General features: G+C 38.2%; 19 protein-coding genes. 11 read left to right on the plus strand and 8 right to left on the minus strand.

All coding sequences use genetic code 11. The annotated features are described in order from the left end of the window. The first annotated feature begins 109 nt into the window (after positions 1–109). A complete protein-coding gene (murJ, locus tag ABN217_RS02345; protein WP_196554172.1) occupies positions 110–1,645 on the plus strand; it encodes a murein biosynthesis integral membrane protein MurJ in 1,536 nt (511 codons plus the stop codon). 1,028 nt (positions 1,646–2,673) lie between these two features. Continuing rightward, the gene (locus ABN217_RS02350) at positions 2,674–2,946 is read left to right on the plus strand and encodes a hypothetical protein (RefSeq protein WP_072068221.1); all 273 of its coding nucleotides are present in this window, start codon (positions 2,674–2,676) and stop codon (positions 2,944–2,946) included. A gap of 142 nt (positions 2,947–3,088) precedes the next feature. Here the strand turns inward: ABN217_RS02350 and argS are convergent, their stop codons facing one another. Next, complete coding sequence (argS, locus tag ABN217_RS02355) at positions 3,089–4,819, minus strand: arginine--tRNA ligase (protein WP_196554173.1); 1,731 nt, start codon at positions 4,817–4,819, stop codon at positions 3,089–3,091. Positions 4,820–4,991: 172 nt separating this feature from the next. On the opposite strand from argS, the gene ABN217_RS02360 reads away from it, so the two are divergent. Both ABN217_RS02360 and cutC read left to right on the plus strand, forming a co-directional pair. Next, positions 4,992–5,546 (plus strand): VOC family protein, encoded by a 555-nt coding sequence (locus ABN217_RS02360; protein ID WP_196554174.1) that lies wholly within the window; start codon positions 4,992–4,994, stop codon positions 5,544–5,546. A gap of 154 nt (positions 5,547–5,700) precedes the next feature. Then, positions 5,701–6,453, plus strand: coding sequence for a copper homeostasis protein CutC (gene cutC, locus ABN217_RS02365; RefSeq protein WP_196554175.1), 753 nt, complete (start codon positions 5,701–5,703; stop codon positions 6,451–6,453). 56 nt (positions 6,454–6,509) lie between these two features. Here the strand turns inward: cutC and ABN217_RS02370 are convergent, their stop codons facing one another. The 5 genes from ABN217_RS02370 to ABN217_RS02390 all read right to left on the minus strand — a co-directional run bounded on the left by ABN217_RS02370 (position 6,510) and on the right by ABN217_RS02390 (position 11,575). Continuing rightward, the gene (locus ABN217_RS02370) at positions 6,510–8,084 is read right to left on the minus strand and encodes an ATP-binding cassette domain-containing protein (RefSeq protein ID WP_349459018.1); all 1,575 of its coding nucleotides are present in this window, start codon (positions 8,082–8,084) and stop codon (positions 6,510–6,512) included. A gap of 234 nt (positions 8,085–8,318) precedes the next feature. Next, a complete protein-coding gene (locus tag ABN217_RS02375) occupies positions 8,319–9,134 on the minus strand; it encodes a hypothetical protein (RefSeq protein WP_349459019.1) in 816 nt (271 codons plus the stop codon). Positions 9,135–9,262: 128 nt separating this feature from the next. Then, a complete protein-coding gene (cmoB, locus tag ABN217_RS02380) occupies positions 9,263–10,237 on the minus strand; it encodes a tRNA 5-methoxyuridine(34)/uridine 5-oxyacetic acid(34) synthase CmoB (protein ID WP_115349832.1) in 975 nt (324 codons plus the stop codon). Then, positions 10,237–10,989 carry a carboxy-S-adenosyl-L-methionine synthase CmoA gene (gene cmoA / locus ABN217_RS02385; protein WP_349459020.1) on the minus strand — a complete coding sequence of 251 codons (753 nt, stop codon included), beginning with the start codon at positions 10,987–10,989 and terminating at the stop codon, positions 10,237–10,239. Before cmoA ends, cmoB begins: the two co-directional genes overlap by 1 nt. A gap of 187 nt (positions 10,990–11,176) precedes the next feature. Then, positions 11,177–11,575: an MAPEG family protein gene (locus ABN217_RS02390; RefSeq protein ID WP_023582071.1), complete on the minus strand. Its 399-nt coding sequence runs from the start codon at positions 11,573–11,575 to the stop codon at positions 11,177–11,179. Positions 11,576–11,841: 266 nt separating this feature from the next. On the opposite strand from ABN217_RS02390, the gene aspS reads away from it, so the two are divergent. The 6 genes from aspS to ruvB all read left to right on the plus strand — a co-directional run bounded on the left by aspS (position 11,842) and on the right by ruvB (position 17,239). After that, a complete protein-coding gene (gene aspS / locus ABN217_RS02395; protein ID WP_349459021.1) occupies positions 11,842–13,626 on the plus strand; it encodes an aspartate--tRNA ligase in 1,785 nt (594 codons plus the stop codon). A gap of 3 nt (positions 13,627–13,629) precedes the next feature. After that, complete coding sequence (gene nudB / locus ABN217_RS02400) at positions 13,630–14,064, plus strand: dihydroneopterin triphosphate diphosphatase (protein WP_349459022.1); 435 nt, start codon at positions 13,630–13,632, stop codon at positions 14,062–14,064. Between the two features lie 28 nt (positions 14,065–14,092). After that, positions 14,093–14,848: a YebC/PmpR family DNA-binding transcriptional regulator gene (locus tag ABN217_RS02405; RefSeq protein ID WP_072068212.1), complete on the plus strand. Its 756-nt coding sequence runs from the start codon at positions 14,093–14,095 to the stop codon at positions 14,846–14,848. 125 nt (positions 14,849–14,973) lie between these two features. Beyond that, positions 14,974–15,495: a crossover junction endodeoxyribonuclease RuvC gene (gene ruvC / locus ABN217_RS02410; protein ID WP_006536599.1), complete on the plus strand. Its 522-nt coding sequence runs from the start codon at positions 14,974–14,976 to the stop codon at positions 15,493–15,495. A gap of 103 nt (positions 15,496–15,598) precedes the next feature. Then, positions 15,599–16,219 carry a Holliday junction branch migration protein RuvA gene (gene ruvA / locus ABN217_RS02415; RefSeq protein WP_115349830.1) on the plus strand — a complete coding sequence of 207 codons (621 nt, stop codon included), beginning with the start codon at positions 15,599–15,601 and terminating at the stop codon, positions 16,217–16,219. 12 nt (positions 16,220–16,231) lie between these two features. Then, the gene (ruvB, locus tag ABN217_RS02420) at positions 16,232–17,239 is read left to right on the plus strand and encodes a Holliday junction branch migration DNA helicase RuvB (RefSeq protein ID WP_340893085.1); all 1,008 of its coding nucleotides are present in this window, start codon (positions 16,232–16,234) and stop codon (positions 17,237–17,239) included. Positions 17,240–17,329: 90 nt separating this feature from the next. Here ruvB and znuB read toward each other — a convergent pair whose 3' ends face one another. Beyond that, entirely contained in the window at positions 17,330–18,115 is a 786-nt protein-coding gene (gene znuB, locus ABN217_RS02425; RefSeq protein ID WP_196554182.1) for a zinc ABC transporter permease subunit ZnuB, read from the minus strand. Beyond that, positions 18,108–18,833, minus strand: coding sequence for a zinc ABC transporter ATP-binding protein ZnuC (znuC, locus tag ABN217_RS02430; protein WP_115349826.1), 726 nt, complete (start codon positions 18,831–18,833; stop codon positions 18,108–18,110). The genes znuB and znuC overlap by 8 nt, the downstream gene beginning before the upstream one ends. A gap of 74 nt (positions 18,834–18,907) precedes the next feature. Here znuC and znuA point away from each other — a divergent pair, with 74 nt between their 5' ends. Beyond that, the gene (znuA, locus tag ABN217_RS02435; RefSeq protein WP_072068207.1) at positions 18,908–19,852 is read left to right on the plus strand and encodes a zinc ABC transporter substrate-binding protein ZnuA; all 945 of its coding nucleotides are present in this window, start codon (positions 18,908–18,910) and stop codon (positions 19,850–19,852) included. Positions 19,853–19,864 lie beyond the last annotated feature (12 nt).

Genomic DNA, 19,864 nt, shown 5'->3' on the forward strand with positions numbered 1-19,864 from the left:
TAAGTTGAAACTGTTTATTTTTAGCCAATTGATGATTGATTTTTCGATGTTAGAGACGGAGTATAGTCCCTTTCTTTTTATTCCATTCAACAAAAATTAGAATAACTTTATGAATTTACTTAAATCACTGGCCGCAGTGAGTTCCATGACTATGTTTTCACGGGTCTTAGGATTCATTCGTGATGCAATCATTGCGCGTATTTTTGGCGCAGGTATGGCAACTGATGCTTTTTTTGTTGCGTTTAAATTACCTAATTTACTTCGTCGTATTTTTGCAGAAGGGGCATTTTCTCAAGCCTTTGTGCCAATATTAGCTGAATATAAAAGTCAGCAAGGTGATGAAGCAACACGTACTTTTATTGCTTATGTTTCAGGTATGCTAACACTGATCCTTGCTGTCGTTACGGTGATTGGTATTATTGCTGCACCATGGGTCATTTATGTCACTGCGCCAGGATTTAGTAGCTCACCAGATAAATTTCAACTTACGACTGATTTATTACGAATAACCTTTCCTTATATTTTTCTTATTTCTTTGGCTTCATTAACGGGCTCTATTTTAAATACATGGAATCGTTTTTCAGTACCTGCTTTTGCACCAACATTACTTAATGTCAGTATGATATTTTTTGCTTTGGTTGTTGCGCCTTATTGTAATCCACCAATTATGGCATTGGCATGGGCGGTTGTTGCTGGAGGAATATTACAACTTGGTTATCAATTACCGCATTTGAAAAAAATAGGTATGCTTGTACTACCTAGAGTCTCATTTAAAAACAGTGGTGTTTGGCGTGTTTTAAAATTAATGGGGCCTGCTATTTTAGGTGTTTCAGTTAGTCAAATATCTTTAATTATCAATACAATTTTTGCTTCTTTCTTAGTGTCAGGGTCGGTTTCTTGGATGTATTATGCTGATCGTCTTATGGAGCTACCGACAGGTGTGTTAGGGGTTGCATTAGGCACTATTTTATTACCTTCATTATCGAAGAGTTTTGCTAGTGGTAATACTGAAGAATATAGAAAATTGATGGATTGGGGATTAAGACTGTGCTTTTTATTAGCACTACCTTGTACGATTGGTTTAGCTGTATTATCAGGGCCGTTAACGGCATCTTTATTCCAGTACGGTAATTTTAATGCTCATGATGCGTTAATGACACAACAAGCGTTAATTGCTTATTGTGTTGGGTTGATGGGCCTTATTATCATAAAAATCTTAGCGCCTGGTTTCTATTCTCGACAGGATATTAAAACGCCTGTAAAAATTGCTATCGCAACACTAATACTGACACAATTAATGAATCTCGCATTTGTTGGTAGCTTAAAACACGTTGGTCTTGCACTTTCGATTGGTATTGCAGCTTGTTTTAATGCCTCAATGCTATTTTGGCAAATACGTAAAAAAGATATTTATCAACCTTTGGCGGGGTGGCCAGTCTTTTTATTAAAACTAACAATTGCGTTGGTGGTCATGGGGGCTGTGTTAGTTGGAATGTTATGGATCATGCCAAGCTGGGATATCGGAAGTATGCTTATGCGTATTTTACGTCTATTACTCGTCGTTGTGGTTGGGGCTGGCAGTTATTTTGTGGCCTTGTATGTATTAGGTTTTAGACCTCGTCATTTTTCATTACGTGCTTTATAGTTCATAAAATACGCTCCCTGCTTTTTGTATAAAAGCAGGGAGGTTAAAATTAACAATATTTTTATCAGTGCCAATCCTCTCATTTAGAACCTTTCTCTATTTCTAGACTATTTATAATGCAATATTGATCACATTTTTGGTATTTAGTTAGATTATCTCTATGTCATCCAAAAAGAAAAATAGAATAAAAAAAACGCAGAAATTTTTTTTCTTCATTATTTTTTTATTAAATTTTTTTTTCAATTTCTGAATGATTTATACAGTTTTTCGGCATTGGAAAGCGTTTTTCAAGCTAGATACATAAAATAATCTAATCATTATTCATACCGAATATCTTTAGACAATTTGTTTACCTATACTGTTATTCTACATAAAGTAAAAAAATAGACGCTATATTCTAAGCACTTACGGTTTGACGAATTATCTTTTTTTAGATAAACTCTCTGGTGTTGTTTAGGTTTAAAAAATGACACATCTGTTAAATATTTCTTACTTAATGATGAGATATTACAAATATTTCAAAATATTGCAGTATATTTTAAAATATTTGATTTTTTTGATTTAAGACATATTATTATTTCTTTATTCAGGTAGATTAACCGTGACTGTAAAGTTATTTGCTTGTTATCGTTCAGTACTACTGAAAGTGATCATATCTATTTTGTCTGCGCTTCAAATAGGTAATACGATTGCTGGGGATAAGCAGTAAACAATAAGTCGCGTGAATAATGAAATTAATATTAAATCTATTATTATTAGATAATTAGATTACTGGTAATTCGGTATGGTACACTAATTATTGTTTTCATTTATCCGCCATTGTTTTCTGTTTTTCCCTCTCTTTTCAAATCCTTCGCAATAGTTCTTATTTTTTTCATTAATAGCTCAATAACTCAAATATTTCTCTATATGTTCGCTATACTCAAGGCAGTTATAAACTATTAGATATTTCTAGTTTAAAGACTACTAAATAATCAATTAGATGGTTTTTAGTAAAAATAAAAATAAAAGAGTGTCAAGGAGCTACTATGAAAAAAGCAATTATCATTTCTGTATCATTAGCTACGTTATTTCTTGCTGGTTGTACTGCTGATGGAAAAATTAACACTTCAAAATTAACGCCAGTTAACTGTGTGGGTGTCTTTGATAAAACGAATGAGCAACTGTCATTTACAGCTAAAGACGTTAACGACCGCTTTTATAGCCCAAGCAAGCCAATAGATAGTGTTGATGGTTGGATTGAAGCAAAAGATATCAGAGGACTATTGTGTCAGGATGTTATAACGGCTAATGAAGATTAATGACTAAGTAGCATTGGAAGTTAGATTGAGTGATTGTTTGAAGTGTTTTTTTAGCTATATCGAATAAATAATGAATGTACAAAAAAACCGATGGTCAAATGCCATCGGTTTTTTGTTTCTGTAATTTGCGAGCTTAAGCTAATTACATTCTATCGACCGTTTCAATCCCTAAAGTATCTAAACCTTGTTTTAAGGTTCTCGCGGTCAAACGCGCCAGTTTTAGACGGCTTTGGCGAGTGTTTTCATCTTCAGCAGATAAGATAGGGCAGTTTTCATAAAAACCAGAGAAGGTTTGTGCCAGATCGTAGAGATAAGCACACATCACATGAGGAGTTCCTTCACGAGCAACTTGCATGATGGTCTCATCAAATTGCACTAAACGTAATGCAAGTTGTTTTTCATGAGATTGTACTAATGTGATCGGCTGAGTTAATGTGTTTTCATCAATTTCAGCACGTTTAAAGATTGAAGCAACGCGAGTATAAGCATATTGCATATAAGGTGCGGTATTACCTTCAAAACTTAACATCAGATCCCAATCGAAGATGTAATCTGTTGTGCGGTTTTTAGATAAGTCAGCGTATTTCACAGCACCAATACCGACAACGCGAGCAACATTATTTAATTCGTCTTTATCCATATCTGGATTTTTTTCAGCAATTAATGTACGGGCTCTTTCTTGCGCTTCATCGAGTAAATCCGTTAAACGGATAGTACCGCCAGAACGTGTTTTAAATGGACGACCGTCTTTACCTAACATCATGCCGAACATATGGTGTTCAAGTGACATTGAATCAGGGATATAACCTGCTTTACGGACAATTGTCCATGCTTGCATTAAATGCTGATGTTGGCGAGAGTCGATATAATAGAGAACACGATCAGCATGTAGATTTTCGTGACGATATTTAGCACAAGCAATATCGGTTGTTGTATAAAGGTAGCCACCGTCTTTTTTCTGAACGATAACACCCATAGGTTCGCCTTCCTTGTTTTTATATTCATCAAGGAAAACAACCGTTGCACCTTCACTTTCTACAGCAAGGCCTTTTGCTTTTAGGTCAGCAACAATACCAGGTAACATTGGGTTATAAAGGCTTTCACCCATAATGTCATCTTCGGTTAATGTGACGTTAAGACGCTGATAAGTCACTTGGTTTTGTTGCATTGTGATATCAACAAGTTTGCGCCACATTGTACGGCAATACTCATCACCGCCTTGTAATTTCACAACATAATTACGCGCGCGCTCTGCAAAGACTTCATCTTCGTCATAGCATTTTTTTGCTTCACGATAGAATTCTTCGAGATCAGATAACGCCATATCTGCGGCATTTTCGTTTTGTTTTTTCTCTAAATACGCAATTAACATACCAAATTGCGTACCCCAATCACCGAGGTGATTAGCACGAATAACGTTATGACCTAAGAAAGATAATGTACGCGCACTTGCATCACCAATAATCGTAGAGCGTAAGTGGCCGACATGCATTTGTTTTGCAACGTTTGGAGAAGAATAATCAATAACAATAGTTTGAGGTGTAACAGATGTTACATTCAGATGTTCATCAACTAATGCGTCTTCTGCTTGCTTTGCAACCCATAGTGGCGATAAGAAGATATTGATAAAACCAGGGCCCGCGATTTCAACTTTATCTGCAATACCTGTAATATCAAGCTGTTCCAGAATTTTCTCTGCGAGTTGTCGGGGTGGGATCCCCATTTTTTTTGCTGCTCCCATGACACCATTTGCCTGATAGTCACCAAATTGCACTTTGGCTGACTGGCGGACAAGTGGTTCGCTATCAGCGGGTGCGCCAGCAGCACACATTGCCACACTGATTTTTTCTGAAAGAAAAGCCTGAATATTCACCGGGTTACCTTAAATTATTGAGAAAATAAAACCTGACGACAAAAGCCTGACAGGTTTATTATAAAGAATTAGGATTAACCTTGAATTTATAACATATTCCGGCTAGAACATGCTACCATCTGCACCTTATCTTTAAGGTTTTTTCTCTGTTTTTTCATTAAGGTTACTCAAAATGGCGTTATTTTCTTCAATCCCTCAATTAAATGATTTAACTCACGAGCTTCCACAGTTTGAAGAAAAAATGACACAGCTTGCCAATCAGTTAGGTTTAAATTTCACACTTTATCTTATTGACCATATTTCGTTACGTTGTCACGATTTAACATTGGCTGAACAATGGCGAAAAGGGCTTAGCCAATGTGGAAAGTGTATTTCTGATAATATTATTAACGGACGTCCAATTTATCTTTTTCAATTAGACACGCCATTAACGGTTTTAAATCAAGCTGTTTCCATTGTTGAATTACCATTCCCTACCCATAAAATATATAAGTACCAAGGTTGGGAGCATATTGAGCAAGTGATCCCTGTTGAGCCTTCTGATTTAGTTAATAACGTTATGTCATTTTTACCATCTCCTTTGCCGGAGGGTATTAGCTTGAAAATCAGTGAACCTAAAGGTGAAAAAGAACGCTTGCCCAATCCCACGGTGGCTATTTCTAATAGTAAAGTGACAGTGAAATATCATCCTTATTCGTTACTTGAAATTGTACAAAGTGAGTGTTGAACGACACTTTCAGAAAATAGTTTGCTTGTGTCAGCACAAAACTCTGATAGTGGAATTGAATGAATAGAGATATTCGACAACTATTGTTAGTAATCGCTGAGAAATGATATTTATTTTCTGATTACTTTCTGTATTAAGGATAAAGAGGGATGATATGGCTACGTTGGAGATTTGTTGTTTTGGCGCAGAGTGTGCGCTGGTGGCAGAACGAGCAGGTGCGGATAGAATTGAGCTATGCACTAGTCCATCAGAAGGTGGCATTACGCCAAGCTTTGGAATGCTAAGACAAGTCAGAGATCTGGTTCGTATTCCCGTTCATCCTATTATTCGCCCTCGAGGGGGGGACTTTTGTTACACACAAGCTGATTTCTCGGCAATGAAAAATGATATTAGCCTAATTCGTGATATGGGGTTTCCAGGCGCCGTTGTTGGCTTATTGAATGAAGAAGGACATATTGATTTGCCTAAAATGGAAATTCTAATGGAGCTTGCTGGCCCTTTAGCTATTACTTTCCATCGTGCTTTTGATATGTGTATTAATCCATTATTAGGGTTAGAACAACTGACACAGTTAGGTATTTCTCGTATTTTAACATCAGGCCAGCAGGCGAATGCGGAATTAGGTTTACCTTTATTACGAACATTAAATGAAAAAACACAAGGTCCGGTCATTATGGCAGGAGCTGGCGTAAGATTAAGTAATATCCAAAAATTCTTGGATGCAGGTTTAAAAGAAATACATAGTTCTGCGGGTAAGGTCGCGCCCTCAACCATGATTTATCGTAAAGCAGGTGTCACAATGAGCTCAGACAGTGAAGTTGATGAGTTTACCCATTATTGTGTGGATGAAGATACCGTTGAAGCAATGAAAGATATTATGAGTATTTATACGCCATTAGCTTCTTAGTTTTAATTAGCTTTAGTGACAGATTTTAAAACTGCGCCTTTTATAGCGCAGTTTTTTTATGCAATCTCATCTAATACTAAGGTATGTGTTATACCGCAACGTTCAACAAAGGCTTCATCATGGGAAACCAGTAATAATGTACCTTGATATTCAACGAGTAAATTTTCCAATAATTGTTTGGAGCCAATATCAAGGTGGTTATCTGGTTCATCAAGCAATAATACCGCAGGAGGAATAGGGCTGTGTGTTAAAGCTAATAACGTTGCTTTTAATTGTTCGCCACCACTTAGTTTTTCTAGAGGGAGTAATGACTTATCACCTCTGATCCTTAACATACCCAGTCGTGTTCGCCATTGCTCGATAGAAATAGCGGGTTGATATTGGTGCAGCGCCTGTGCAACAGGCAATGTTTTATCAAGCAAAGCAAGATGCTGATCAAGATAACAAAAGTCTTTATTAAGACGAAACTCACCAGAGAGTGGGCTAAATTGTTGGATCAGACATTTTAATAATGTCGATTTTCCACATCCATTTTTACCTTTAATATGCCAATGCTCATTACTGTAAGCTGAAAATGAAATAGGGCGCTGATAACCATACGGAAGCTGAAGATTATCCACAAATACATTTAAACGATACCCATCACTTTGGTAATTCAATACTATTTTTTGCTGATGAACATGCACTTTTTCTTCATCAACACCTTGTTTTTTAGATTGCATATCTTCTATTACACGCTGATGCCGTTTTGCCACTGCCGATTGGCGTTGCTCTGCTCTATTTTTTTGCATATCTAGCAGAAGTAGGCACTGAGAGCCACTTTGTCTGATTGATTCACCTTGGCGTTTACGTTGCGTTGCTTTTTGCAAGGTAGCTTGTTGTTGGCGTTTTTCATTTTTAATTTGGCTGTTTAGTCGATCACTTACGGCTTCCAACGATGCTATTTCTGCGCTTTTTTGTGTTTCATATAAAGCATAATTTCCACCATATTCAGATAAACCTTTTTCACTTAACTCTAAAGTAGTGTCGGCATAAGTGAGTAAGTTTCGATTATGACTAACAATAAGAGAGCCTGCTTTGTGCTGAGCCAACTGTTTTATTAGCCACTGTTGTCCTTGATAATCAAGATGATTATCTGGCTCATCTAAGAGTAGAAAACTCTCCTCGCATAAAAAAGCGCGACAAAGTGCTAAACGAGTTTGTTCTCCGCCACTTAAATTCGCAATAGGGGTATCTAATACGACAGGGAGTTGTGCTGAATCTAATAAATTCTGCCACGTAACAGGAAGCTGCCATTTGCCATCAAGTAACTCAATATCTTCTAATGTCGCAATACCTGCATCAACGCGTTGGAATGCATGATAAATTTCATGAATATCTAACGCTTGAGCAAGAGTATCACCTTGTAACCGGGTTAATTGATCAACGTGAACAAAAGGCATATTCCAATCAACTTGCCCAGATGAAGGCGTTATTTTTTGTGCCAATAATCTTAGTAGTATGGATTTTCCTTTACCATTATGACCGATTAATGCATTTTGCTGACAAGTCAACGAACGAGTTAATGGTGGAAAAAGGCGCTCTTGATTAAATTCGATAGTAAGTTGTGAGAAGTGACAGGCTATTGTCATAGTAATACCTCCTAAGCGAAATAGGTGGCAGACAGCCGAGATCTTTTTCTAGATGCGACGAAATAAATTATTGTCTGCCAGTAACAGAAAATGAATACCAAAAAGGTATTTGAGAAATTTTCTGGCAGAATTTAGTTCATCGTAGGGAAGTGCCTTTTTAAAAAGAGAAGTAATTGAATAGATAACGCGCGTATTTAAGCATGAATAAAGATGAACAACAAGCGCCGAATAAGATTATCTGCGTGTGGTTCTTATTTTACGAGCTTTTATTTTGAACATTATACGTTTATAAATTGATAATATATTAATGTAGGTAATGCAAGCTAAAGGTATACCATAAAATAGAGCGCCGTAAGCCATGCCAATATGTGGAACATTAAAATAATCGCTATGTTGAGGAATTAAATAAAGATAGTCAATTTTATTTAAATATTGGGGCGTTAATCCACCATAAGGGACTAAAAACTTAAAAATCATGACAGAAAAAAGGCATAGCATAAAATTTAAAACTAATAGTGCAGAATAGAATAAATTCTTCCCCATTTCTTCTTTAGTTTTTACTTGGTAACCATTGATAATTCGATTGGCAACAATCACAGCATAGAGCCAAATAATCAGGTTTTCATCACCCATAATCATACTATTGATAATAAGTGCAAATATTCCATAAAAGGGAATAAGGGCAAAAATAAGCTTAGTACGAGCAAATGCAGCCATAAAAACACCTGAGTGCACGAGAATAAACTCAAATAAAAATAAAACGGTTAGATTATAAATTGTTTGAACTGAGAAATGTTCAGGAAACCACCAAACGGTAATAATAAAAACGATATATAAAAGTTGTGTGGTGTAGTCAAATAATGAAAAAAAGAATTGTACCCCACGTTGTAATGGTGTTAGTGGGAGACATTTTGCTGGTGTGGTTTCTACAAAGGACGAAAAAATAGGATCATCATATTGCTGACGCTTATTTTTTTGTAAAAGAGCGTGTTGTTTTTTTTGTGTTATTTCCTTTTGGGTTGCAACTTTGCTTTTTGGTGTCTTTGCCATAATTTTCTTTAATCGTTCATCTGCAAATAAGAGGACGTATAAGATGTCTTTAATAAAAAAACAAGATGAATATTATGAAAGAAAGGGATATTTAATAACTTGATATCCCTTTAGATCACAATAAAAAATTAAGGCTTGGTGGCAATTAATATCGCACGCTTAGGTGCTGGATAACCTTCAACCGTTTTTGTTTTATCATCAGCATCTAAGAACGCATCTAATGAATCTGTTATCATCCAATCTGTTTTACGCTGTTCATCCAGAGAGGTTGTGTTTTCATCGACAATACGTACATCTTTAAAACCACATTTTTCTAGCCAAACCTTTAGCATTTTTGCTGATGGAATAAAGTATACGTTACGCATTTGTGCATAACGTTCACCTGGGATCAGACATTGAAATTCATCACCATCAACAACGAGGCTTTCTAATACTAATTCACCGCCCGAAACCAATTGATTTTTTAATTGCCATAAATGATCAAGCGGTGAACGACGATGATAAAGTACGCCCATTGAGAATACGGTATCAAAGGCTTTTAATTCTGGCATTTGTTCAATACCAACAGGAATTAAATGTGCACGTTGATCATTTCCTAATAATTTTCTGACAGCTTCAAATTGGCATAAGAAAAGTTGAGTAGGGTCGATCCCCACAACAAACTCAGCCCCTTCACCTAGCATTCGCCACATGTGATAACCACTACCACAACCTACATCCAACACTAAACGGCCTTCAAGAGGGGAAAGGTGAGGTAAAACACGCTCCCATTTCCAATCTGAACGCCACTCTGTATCAATATCGACCCCATAAAGAGAGAAAGGGCCTTTTCGCCATGGCATTAAGGATTTCAGAATATTATTTAAACCCAGTTGTTCGCCTGCACTTAATGTAGGTGTTTTATTGGCAATTACTCCATTTTTTAAATCAAGTTCTGTAGGGATTATTTCTGGCAAACCATCGAGCATTCTTTCCCATGAAGAAAAGTGACCGTGTAACGCGTTTGAGCGCCATTCTGATAATTGAGCCGGTAATGTATCTAACCAATGAAATAAGCGCTCATCTTGCGCAATAAGTTGATAGAACGAGCCAAAATTAATCATTAGTTATTGCCTTTAATCGCTAAAAGAGAGCCGAAATTAAAACATTGGAACCAAACTTCTGCATGAGGGAAACCCGCATTATGTAAGCGAGTTTTATGGGTTTCGACAGAATCTGTCAGCATAACATTTTCTAACATGCTACGTTTTTGGCTAATTTCTAATTCGCTGTAACCGTTAGCGCGTTTGAAATCATGGTGCATATTAAACAACAATTCACCAATTTCTTTATCTTCAAAACTGAATTTTTCAGAAAGTACTAACACACCACCAGGGTTAAGGCCTTGGTAAATGCGGTTTAATAATATTTGGCGATCGCTCGGTGCTAAGAATTGTAAGGTGAAGTTAAGCACTACCATTGAGGCATTAGTGATCTCAATATCAAGAATATCACCTTCGATAATATCGACGGGGGTATCTGCTTTATAGGCATCAATATGGCGTTGACAACGCTCTACCATAGCGGGTGAATTATCAACACCAATAATTTTGCAGCCTGTCACACTAATATTGCGGCGCATAGAAAGGGTTGCTGCACCTAAAGAACAGCCTAAATCATAGACTTGGCTATTGGGTGTAACAAAGCGACCTGCAAGCATACCAATCATAGAGATGATATTTGAATAACCAGGCACTGAGCGTTTTATCATATCAGGAAATACTTCAGCGACTTTTTCATCAAAGCGCCAGTCACCAAGGTTTGCAATAGGTGTCGCAAATAAGCTGTCTTGTTGTGATGATTTTGAATTCGACATAACTAAAATAGGTTTAAGGAATAAAAGAAGCAAGCATTCTACCAGAAGCGACGGTGCTCACAAAGTTGCATTATTTAGAAAGAAATTGGAAAAAATAAATAAACCTTTTTGATACCTTGCCGTTATTAGACACAACAGCAAGGATGTCGGTTTTGATCATGGATGATCATGTTATTCCCGCGAGGACTTAGTAATAAAAGGAAAAGATTTGTATCCAAGGAAGGAAATAAATATTAGCAATGATCATCAATACCATTGATAAATAAGTGGCAGCCATGCCTGAACGACGCCAACGAAGTTCACGGTGTTTTAATCCATAAGAGTGTAAAAAGCGACCTGCGATTAAAATTGAGCCACAGATGTGTACCATCCAAACAAAAGCACCATTCATTTCCATGACCAGTAATAAGATCATAGAAATAGGAATATATTCTACCGCATTGCCGTGAACACGGATGGCTGTTTGTAATTCATAAAAGCCACCATCACCATAAGCAACCCGATATTGTGTTCTGAGTTTTACAACATTGAGGGACAATTTAATCAATAATAGTGCGCCCAGTACGATATAAAGCGAGCTAACCATCTTTTCTCCATTGCCAAAGCCAAAAAACGGCGAATTTAATGATAAACCTCAAAGCGACTTCTGTCGCTATAAATAATTATTATTAATTAATTGTTTGGGGATTAGCAAATCCTTGAAAAGATGTATCATATAAACTAGGTCTATACTCTTATCTCTAGGAAGAATTTTCGTTATAATGTCTGCCTTTTTTTTGACACTACTCGAAAAAGACTATTGCCAAAATTTCCGCAGCAGAAAGCACAACAAGCTGAGTAAAAGGATATTGTATGCGTACTAATTATTGTGGGCAGTTGAATAGTGCCCATGTGGGCCAAAAAGTGACTCTTTGTGGTTGGGTTAACCGTCGCCGTGACTTAGGTGGGCTTATCTTTATTGATATGCGAGATCGCGAAGGTATTGTTCAAGTCTTCTTTGACCCAGAGCAGAAAGAGGCATTTTCTCAGGCATCAGAACTGCGTAATGAATTTTGTATTCAAGTCACAGGAACAGTACGCGCTCGCCCTGATAGCCAAGTTAACAAAAATATGGCAACAGGTGAAATTGAGTTAGCGGCAGAATCTCTGTCTATTTTTAACCGTTCAGAGCCATTACCGTTAGATAGCAATCAAACAAATACTGAAGAGCGTCGTTTAACTTATCGTTATTTAGACCTGCGTCGCCCTGAAATGTCTGATCGTTTAAAAACCCGTGCTAAAATCACAAGCTTCGTTCGCCGTTTTATGGATGGTGAAGGTTTCCTTGATGTTGAAACCCCGATGCTGACAAAAGCAACACCAGAAGGTGCGCGTGACTATTTAGTGCCAAGTCGTGTACATAAAGGTAAATTTTACGCATTACCACAATCACCACAGCTTTTTAAACAGCTGTTAATGATGTCTGGCTTTGATCGTTACTATCAAATCGTAAAATGTTTCCGTGATGAAGACTTGCGTGCTGACCGTCAGCCTGAATTTACACAAATCGATGTTGAAACCTCTTTCATGAGTGCAGATCAAGTGCGCGAAGTGATGGAGCGCATGATCCACGCATTATGGTTAGATATTCTTAATGTTGATTTAGGTGCATTCCCTGTTATGACCTTTGCTGAAGCAATGCGTCGTTATGGTTCAGACAAACCTGATTTACGTAACCCAATGGAACTCAAAGACATTGCTGATTTAGTCAAAGATGTTGAGTTCAGTGTATTTGCACAAGCCGCCAATGATGAAAAATGCCGTGTTATCGCATTGCGTGTGCCAGGTGGCGCATCATTAACTCGTAAAAATATCGATGAGTATACACAATTTGTTGGTATTTACGGTGCTAAAGGCCTTGCGTGGATGAAAGTCAACGAAAGTGCTAAAGGTATTGAAGGTGTACAAAGCCCAATTGCTAAATTCCTAACTAATGATGTTGTTAACGCTATTTTAAAAACAACGGCTGCAACTGATGGTGATTTAATCTTCTTTGGTGCAGGCCGTAAAGGCACTATGAGTGATGCAATGGGTGCTCTGCGTTTGAAAGTGGGTCGTGATCTTGAACTGACAGACTTAAATGCATGGAAACCATTATGGGTTATCGACTTCCCAATGTTTGAAGAAGATGAAGAAACGGGTAGTTTAAGTGCAATGCACCATCCATTTACTTCGCCGAAAGATCTCTCTCCAGCAGAATTAACAGCACACCCAGTAGGTGCGGTGGCAAATGCTTACGATATGGTTATCAACGGTTATGAAGTTGGTGGTGGCTCTGTGCGTATTCACCGTAATGAAATGCAACAAGCGGTATTTAGTATTTTAGGTATTTCGCCAGATGAGCAACAAGAGAAATTCGGTTTCTTATTAGATGCACTTAAATTTGGTACACCGCCACATGCAGGTTTAGCCTTTGGTTTAGACCGTTTAGTGATGCTGCTAACTGGAACTGATAATATCCGTGATGTTATTGCATTCCCTAAAACAACAGCAGCAGCGTGCTTAATGACTAATGCACCAAGTTTTGCTAATGCTGATTCTTTAAAAGAGCTAGCAATTGCGGTAACTCAAAAAGAAGTTAGCGAAGATAAAGAGTAAATAATGAAATATAAGCGCCCGATATCCGTTTTAGTTGTTATTTATGCAAAAGAGACCAAACGGGTGCTTATGCTTAAGCGTCGAGATGATCCGGATTTTTGGCAATCGGTGACGGGTAGTTTAGAAGAGAACGAAGCGCCTTTTCAAACTGCGTTACGTGAAGTGCAAGAAGAAGTTGGAATTGATATCATAAAAGAAAATCTTGAGCTGGTGGATTGTCATCGCTCAGTCCTTTTTGAAATTTTTTCACATTTTCGGCATCGTTATGCACCCGATGTGACAGATTGTCAGGAACATTGGTTTACGTTAGCACTGCCCGCAGAGCGAGAACTTGTGCTAACTGAACATTCCCAATATCAATGGCTCGACGCACCACTGGCGGCAAAATTAACAAAATCCACCAGTAATCAGCAAGCGATTGAAGAATTTGTTATTTAATGATTAGACCACGTTTGGAGATATTTTCATGGCAGGTCATAGTAAATGGGCCAATACAAAACACCGTAAAGCAGCACAAGATGCAAAACGCGGTAAAATTTTCACTAAAATCATCCGTGAATTAGTTACAGCAGCACGTTTAGGTGGTGGTGATCCTGCAACTAACCCACGTTTACGTGCGGCAGTTGATAAAGCATTATCAAACAACATGACTCGTGACACCTTAAACCGTGCGATTGCACGCGGTGTGGGTAATGATGAAAATGATAATATGGAAACTATCATCTATGAAGGCTATGGCCCTGCGGGTACTGCTGTGATGGTTGAATGCTTAAGTGATAATCGTAACCGTACTGTTTCCGATGTTCGCCATGCATTTACCAAAACAGGGGGTAACTTAGGAACGGATGGTTCAGTTTCTTATCTTTTCACCAAAAAAGGTGTAATTTCTTACGCACCAGGTGTTGATGAAGATGCTGTGATGGAAGCTGCATTAGAAGCAGGTGCGGATGACGTTGAAACTTATGATGATGGCGCTATAGATGTTTACACTACACCAGAATCATTTGGTGAAGTGAAAGATGCAATGGATGCGGCTGGTTTTGTCGCTGAAGCTGCAGAAGTTTCCATGATCCCATCAACAAAAGCAGAATTGGATATTGAAACAGCACCAAAACTAATGCGTCTTATTGATATGTTAGAAGATAGTGATGACGTGCAGGAAGTGTATCACAACGGTGATATCTCTGATGAAGTTGCAAAACAACTGGAAGATATCCTGTAATCGTTATAACGATTATCGAAAATAACAGTTTTGATTGCTGTTATTAAAAAGTGCGAAGAGAAGAGCAGAGCAGATTTTCTTGCTCTTTTCTCTCGCCATCGACCATATCGGCAACAGGAATTGATATGGCTATCATTCTAGGTATAGACCCCGGTTCGCGTGTTACAGGCTACGGTGTAATTCGACAACAAGGGCGACAACTTATCTATTTGGGAAGTGGTTGTATTCGTACACAAGTTCCCGACCTTCCTAATCGACTTAAACGTATTTATGCAGGTGTTAGCGAAATAATTACGCAATTTTCGCCTGATGTATTTGCGGTTGAACAAGTGTTTATGGCTAAAAATGCGGATTCTGCATTAAAACTAGGGCAAGCACGAGGTGTGGCGATACTGGCTGCAGTAAATAACGATTTACCTGTTTTTGAATATGCAGCTCGCCAAGTTAAACAAACGGTTGTGGGGACAGGCGCTGCCGAAAAAAGCCAAGTGCAACATATGGTGCGTTCAATATTAAAGTTATCTGCTGCACCACAATCAGATGCCGCTGATGCCTTGGCAATTGCTATTACACATTGCCACTTTAACCAAAATTTATTACGTGTGGGTGATCCTCGATTGGTTTTAACGCGAGGTCGATTAAGATAAGTTGTTATCTTGGTAAATGTCTTTGGTTTTTCACAGGCTGGATATACGTCCAGCTTTTTTTATGTTATAAACTTGGCGTAAATATATTTGCGGAGGCGTTAGGGTGATAGGTCGTATCAGAGGAATTATTCTTGAAAAACAGCCACCAGTGGTGCTGATCGAGGCAGGTAATGGTGTAGGTTATGAAATTAATATGCCAATGACCTGTTTTTATGAACTGCCTGATATTGGCCAAGAAGCCATTATCTATACGCAATTTATCGTGCGTGAAGATGCTCAATTACTCTATGGTTTTAACCAAAAACAAGAGCGCGCACTCTTTCGTGAATTAATTAAAGTCAATGGTGTGGGACCTAAACTCGCTTTAGCCATTTTATCTGGTATGTCTGCTCGCCAATTTGTGACCGCCATTGAAAATGAATCTATCACTTCATTAGTAAAATTACCGGGCGTAGGTAAGAAAACAGCAGAACGTTTAGTGGTTGAAATGAAAGACCGCTTTAAGGGTCTTAATGGTGATTTATTCGAAAATAGCGATATTGAATTACCAGAAAGTGCTTCGCCTAAAGCACCAAAAGTGGCTGATATTGAAGCTGAAGCTTCTGCTGCATTAATCGCATTGGGTTATAAACCACAAGAAGCAGCAAAAATGATCAGTAAAGTAGCAAAACTGGGTTCAGATAGTGAAACGCTTATCAAAGAAGCATTGCGCGCGGCTATTTAGGAGTAACACATTGTGATTGAAGCAGATCGCCTGATTTCAGCAGAAATTCAACAACCTGAAGAAGAAATAATAGATAGGGCTATTCGCCCTAAATCTCTTGCCGAATATGTTGGGCAACCACAAGTTCGTGAACAGATGGAGATTTTTATTCAGGCGGCTAAATTACGTCATGATGCACTCGACCATTTGCTTATTTTTGGCCCTCCCGGATTAGGTAAAACGACATTGGCAAATATCATTGCCAATGAAATGGGGGTTAATTTGCGTACAACATCAGGGCCTGTGCTTGAAAAAGCAGGAGATTTAGCCGCAATGCTAACTAACCTTGAGCCTCATGACGTACTGTTTATTGATGAAATTCATCGACTTTCTCCCGTGGTTGAGGAAATCCTTTATCCTGCAATGGAAGATTACCAACTCGATATTATGATTGGTGAAGGGCCTGCCGCACGTTCGATTAAAATTGATCTACCGCCATTTACTTTAGTGGGAGCAACCACAAGAGCTGGCTCTTTAACGTCACCTTTGCGTGATCGTTTTGGTATTGTGCAACGTCTTGAATTTTATAATGTTGACGATCTCCAACACATTGTCTCTCGTAGCGCTAACTTTATGGGACTAGAGATGACAGATGAAGGAGCCCGTCAAATTGCAATGCGTTCACGCGGTACACCACGTATTACTAATCGATTGTTACGCCGAGTACGAGACTTTGCACAGGTCAAAGGTAATGGAGCCATCGATGAGGATACCGCCTCTAAAGCACTTGATATGTTAAATGTAGATGCTGCGGGTTTTGACTATTTAGATCGTAAATTACTTTTTGCCATCATTGATAAATTTATGGGTGGTCCGGTGGGATTAGATAACCTTGCGGCCGCTATTGGTGAAGAGCGAGAAACCATTGAAGATGTGTTAGAGCCTTATTTAATACAGCAAGGGTTTATTCAGCGTACACCAAGAGGCCGTGTTGCCACTAATCATGCCTATCGTCATTTTAATCGAATTATGGAAGACTAATTTATTCATAATCAATCATTAAAAAATACCCCTCACTAAAAATTAATAGTGAGGGTTATTTTTTGCATAAAATCTTATTTTATATTTCAATTACTGTTTTGAAGGGACAAATAGACTCAAGATAAATAGACAACTCGCAGCTAAAACCACAGAAGGGCCAGCGGGAGTATCATATAAAGCAGAGAAGGTTAAACCGCCAGTAATTGCTAGCATACCAACAGCGATTGCAATCAGAGCCATTTGTTCTGGTGAACGAGCAAAACGACGGGCTGTTGCCGCAGGGATGATGAGTAAAGAGGTAATGATCAGCGCCCCTACAAATTTCATGGCTAAACCAATGGTTAGTGCGGTGATCATCATTAGCTTTAAACGTTCTTTCTGAATATTTACACCATCAACAAAAGCCATATCTTGATTAATGGTCATAGAAAGTAGTGGACGCCATGAACGGATAATCACAAATAAAACAATCACAACGCCAATAAAAATACTAATAACATCTTGATAGTTAACCGAGAGTAAATCACCAAATAGGTATGCCATTAAATCAACACGTACATTGGACATTAAACTAACAACCACAAGCCCTAAAGAAAGCGCACTGTGTGCCATGATCCCTAAAAGAGTATCAACAGAAAGTTGTGGTTTTAATTCTAACCACACTAACAAAACAGCTAAAAGAAGAGTGACTACAATAACGGCATAAAAAGGCTCGATATTAAATAGCAAACCAAAAGCAACACCAAGTAGTGAGGCATGAGCTAAGGTATCGCCAAAATAAGACATACGACGCCAAACGACAAAAGAGCCCAAAGGGCCCGCCGCCATTGCTAAGAGCATACCGGCAATCCAGCCCGGTAACAGCAACTCAATCATGACGACACTCCTTACTATGCTGGTGATGATGACGATAAATACCGAGTTGTTCAGCACCACGGCTTCCAAACATGGCAATAAATTCAGGATGAGAAGAAACCACGTCAGGTGTACCAGAACAGCAAATATGACCATTTAAACAGAGCACTTCGTCTGTTTTTGCCATCACAAGATGAAGATCATGAGAAACCATCAAAATAGCACAACCTAATTCATTACGAAGTTGATTAATCAAATCATAAAGTGCTAATTGGCCATTAACATCAACACCTTGAGTCGGCTCATCCAAGACTAAAAGTTGAGGTTGATTAAGCAAGGCTCTTGCTAACAACACGCGCTGAGATTCACCACCAGACAGTTTTTGCATTGGCTGATTGAGTAATTTAGCTGCATTAACACGCTCAAGGGCAGGGAGAATATCTTTATCTTGCACACCTGGTTTTAGCGTCATAAAGCGCTTAACTGTTAATGGCATTGTGGGATCAAGATAAAGTTTTTGAGGAACATAGCCAATACGTAACGTATTATGGCGTTCTACTTTTCCTGATGTTGGATTTAATAACCCAAGAACTAAACGGATAACCGTGGATTTACCTGCACCATTAGGGCCAAGTAAAGTAAGAATACGGCCTGCTTTTAAATCAAAAGAGATATCTTTTAAAATTTCTCTTTCACCAAAAGAAACAGAAACCGATTTTAAACAAATCAAGTCAGACATAAAATTAGCACTTGCAGAATCATTGAAACGTTATAATATAACATTTCCAATGACGATTCACGAGAATTCTTCCTATGTTACATAAAAACAACAAATTTGCGCATCGTTTTTTATTGAAATCATTTTTAGCGACTGTAATGATAAGTTCATTCAGCGCTTCTGTTCAGGCTGATGTGGTGGCTTCTATTCGACCTATCGGGTTTATTGCTGCAGCTATCGCTGACGGGGTGACCCCAACGGAAGTTTTATTACCGGATGGTGCATCTCCACATGATTACGCGTTAAAACCTTCTGATTTAAAAAAAATTACTTCCGCAGACCTAATGGTATGGATTGGGCCTGATATGGAAGTGTTTTTAGATAGGCCATTAAACAGACTTACAGACAATCATAAGTTGGCCTTAGCAGAAACTAACGAAATAAAGTCGCTTTTATTGAAAGATGATGATGACAATGTGCATAAACATGAGGAAAATCACGAACATCATTCTCACGGTGATTATAATATGCACATCTGGTTATCACCAGAGATTGCGTTGTCGTCTGCAAAACAGATCCATGAAAGGTTAATTGCACTTTATCCAGATAAAAAAGAACTTCTGGACGTAAACCTAGGTAAATTCAGCGAACAACTCAAGCAAACTGATAAAAATCTTGTTAATATTCTGTCGCCTGTTAGAAATAAGGGTTATTTTGTCTTTCATGATGCTTATGGCTACTTCGAAAAACATTATAATTTAAAGCCATTAGGTCATTTTACTATCAACCCTGAAATACAGCCAGGTGCACAGAAATTACATCAAATACGAACACAGTTGGTTGAGCAAAAAGCAACCTGCATTTTTGCTGAGCCACAATTTAGGCCGACAGTAATAGAAACAGTGGCGAAAGGCACTGGGGTTAAAATGGGTGTATTAGACCCCCTAGGAAGTGGGATTGCTCTAACTCAAGAGAGCTATGTAAAATTCCTTACCCAACTAGCTAACCAATATGCGAGCTGCCTGAATGAAACACAATAAGGAATTAAGAGC

The organism is Proteus sp. fly-1067 (assembly GCF_040139345.1).
GTDB lineage: Bacteria > Pseudomonadota > Gammaproteobacteria > Enterobacterales > Enterobacteriaceae > Proteus > Proteus vulgaris_B.

Bases quoted from the DNA above. Each gene is read 5' to 3' on its own strand.
- cutC (WP_196554175.1), top strand. From the start codon at position 5,701: ATGGCTACGTTGGAGATTTGTTGTTTTGGCGCAGAGTGTGCGCTGGTG.
- ruvC (WP_006536599.1), top strand. From the start codon at position 14,974: ATGGCTATCATTCTAGGTATAGACCCCGGTTCGCGTGTTACAGGCTAC.
- murJ (WP_196554172.1), top strand. From the start codon at position 110: ATGAATTTACTTAAATCACTGGCCGCAGTGAGTTCCATGACTATGTTT.
- ABN217_RS02360 (WP_196554174.1), top strand. From the start codon at position 4,992: ATGGCGTTATTTTCTTCAATCCCTCAATTAAATGATTTAACTCACGAG.
- znuA (WP_072068207.1), top strand. From the start codon at position 18,908: ATGTTACATAAAAACAACAAATTTGCGCATCGTTTTTTATTGAAATCA.
- ABN217_RS02370 (WP_349459018.1), bottom strand. From the start codon at position 8,084: ATGACAATAGCCTGTCACTTCTCACAACTTACTATCGAATTTAATCAA.
- ABN217_RS02350 (WP_072068221.1), top strand. From the start codon at position 2,674: ATGAAAAAAGCAATTATCATTTCTGTATCATTAGCTACGTTATTTCTT.
- ABN217_RS02390 (WP_023582071.1), bottom strand. From the start codon at position 11,575: ATGGTTAGCTCGCTTTATATCGTACTGGGCGCACTATTATTGATTAAA.
- znuC (WP_115349826.1), bottom strand. From the start codon at position 18,833: ATGTCTGACTTGATTTGTTTAAAATCGGTTTCTGTTTCTTTTGGTGAA.
- cmoB (WP_115349832.1), bottom strand. From the start codon at position 10,237: ATGATTAATTTTGGCTCGTTCTATCAACTTATTGCGCAAGATGAGCGC.
- ABN217_RS02405 (WP_072068212.1), top strand. From the start codon at position 14,093: ATGGCAGGTCATAGTAAATGGGCCAATACAAAACACCGTAAAGCAGCA.
- ABN217_RS02375 (WP_349459019.1), bottom strand. From the start codon at position 9,134: ATGGCAAAGACACCAAAAAGCAAAGTTGCAACCCAAAAGGAAATAACA.
- cmoA (WP_349459020.1), bottom strand. From the start codon at position 10,989: ATGTCGAATTCAAAATCATCACAACAAGACAGCTTATTTGCGACACCT.
- nudB (WP_349459022.1), top strand. From the start codon at position 13,630: ATGAAATATAAGCGCCCGATATCCGTTTTAGTTGTTATTTATGCAAAA.
- znuB (WP_196554182.1), bottom strand. From the start codon at position 18,115: ATGATTGAGTTGCTGTTACCGGGCTGGATTGCCGGTATGCTCTTAGCA.
- aspS (WP_349459021.1), top strand. From the start codon at position 11,842: ATGCGTACTAATTATTGTGGGCAGTTGAATAGTGCCCATGTGGGCCAA.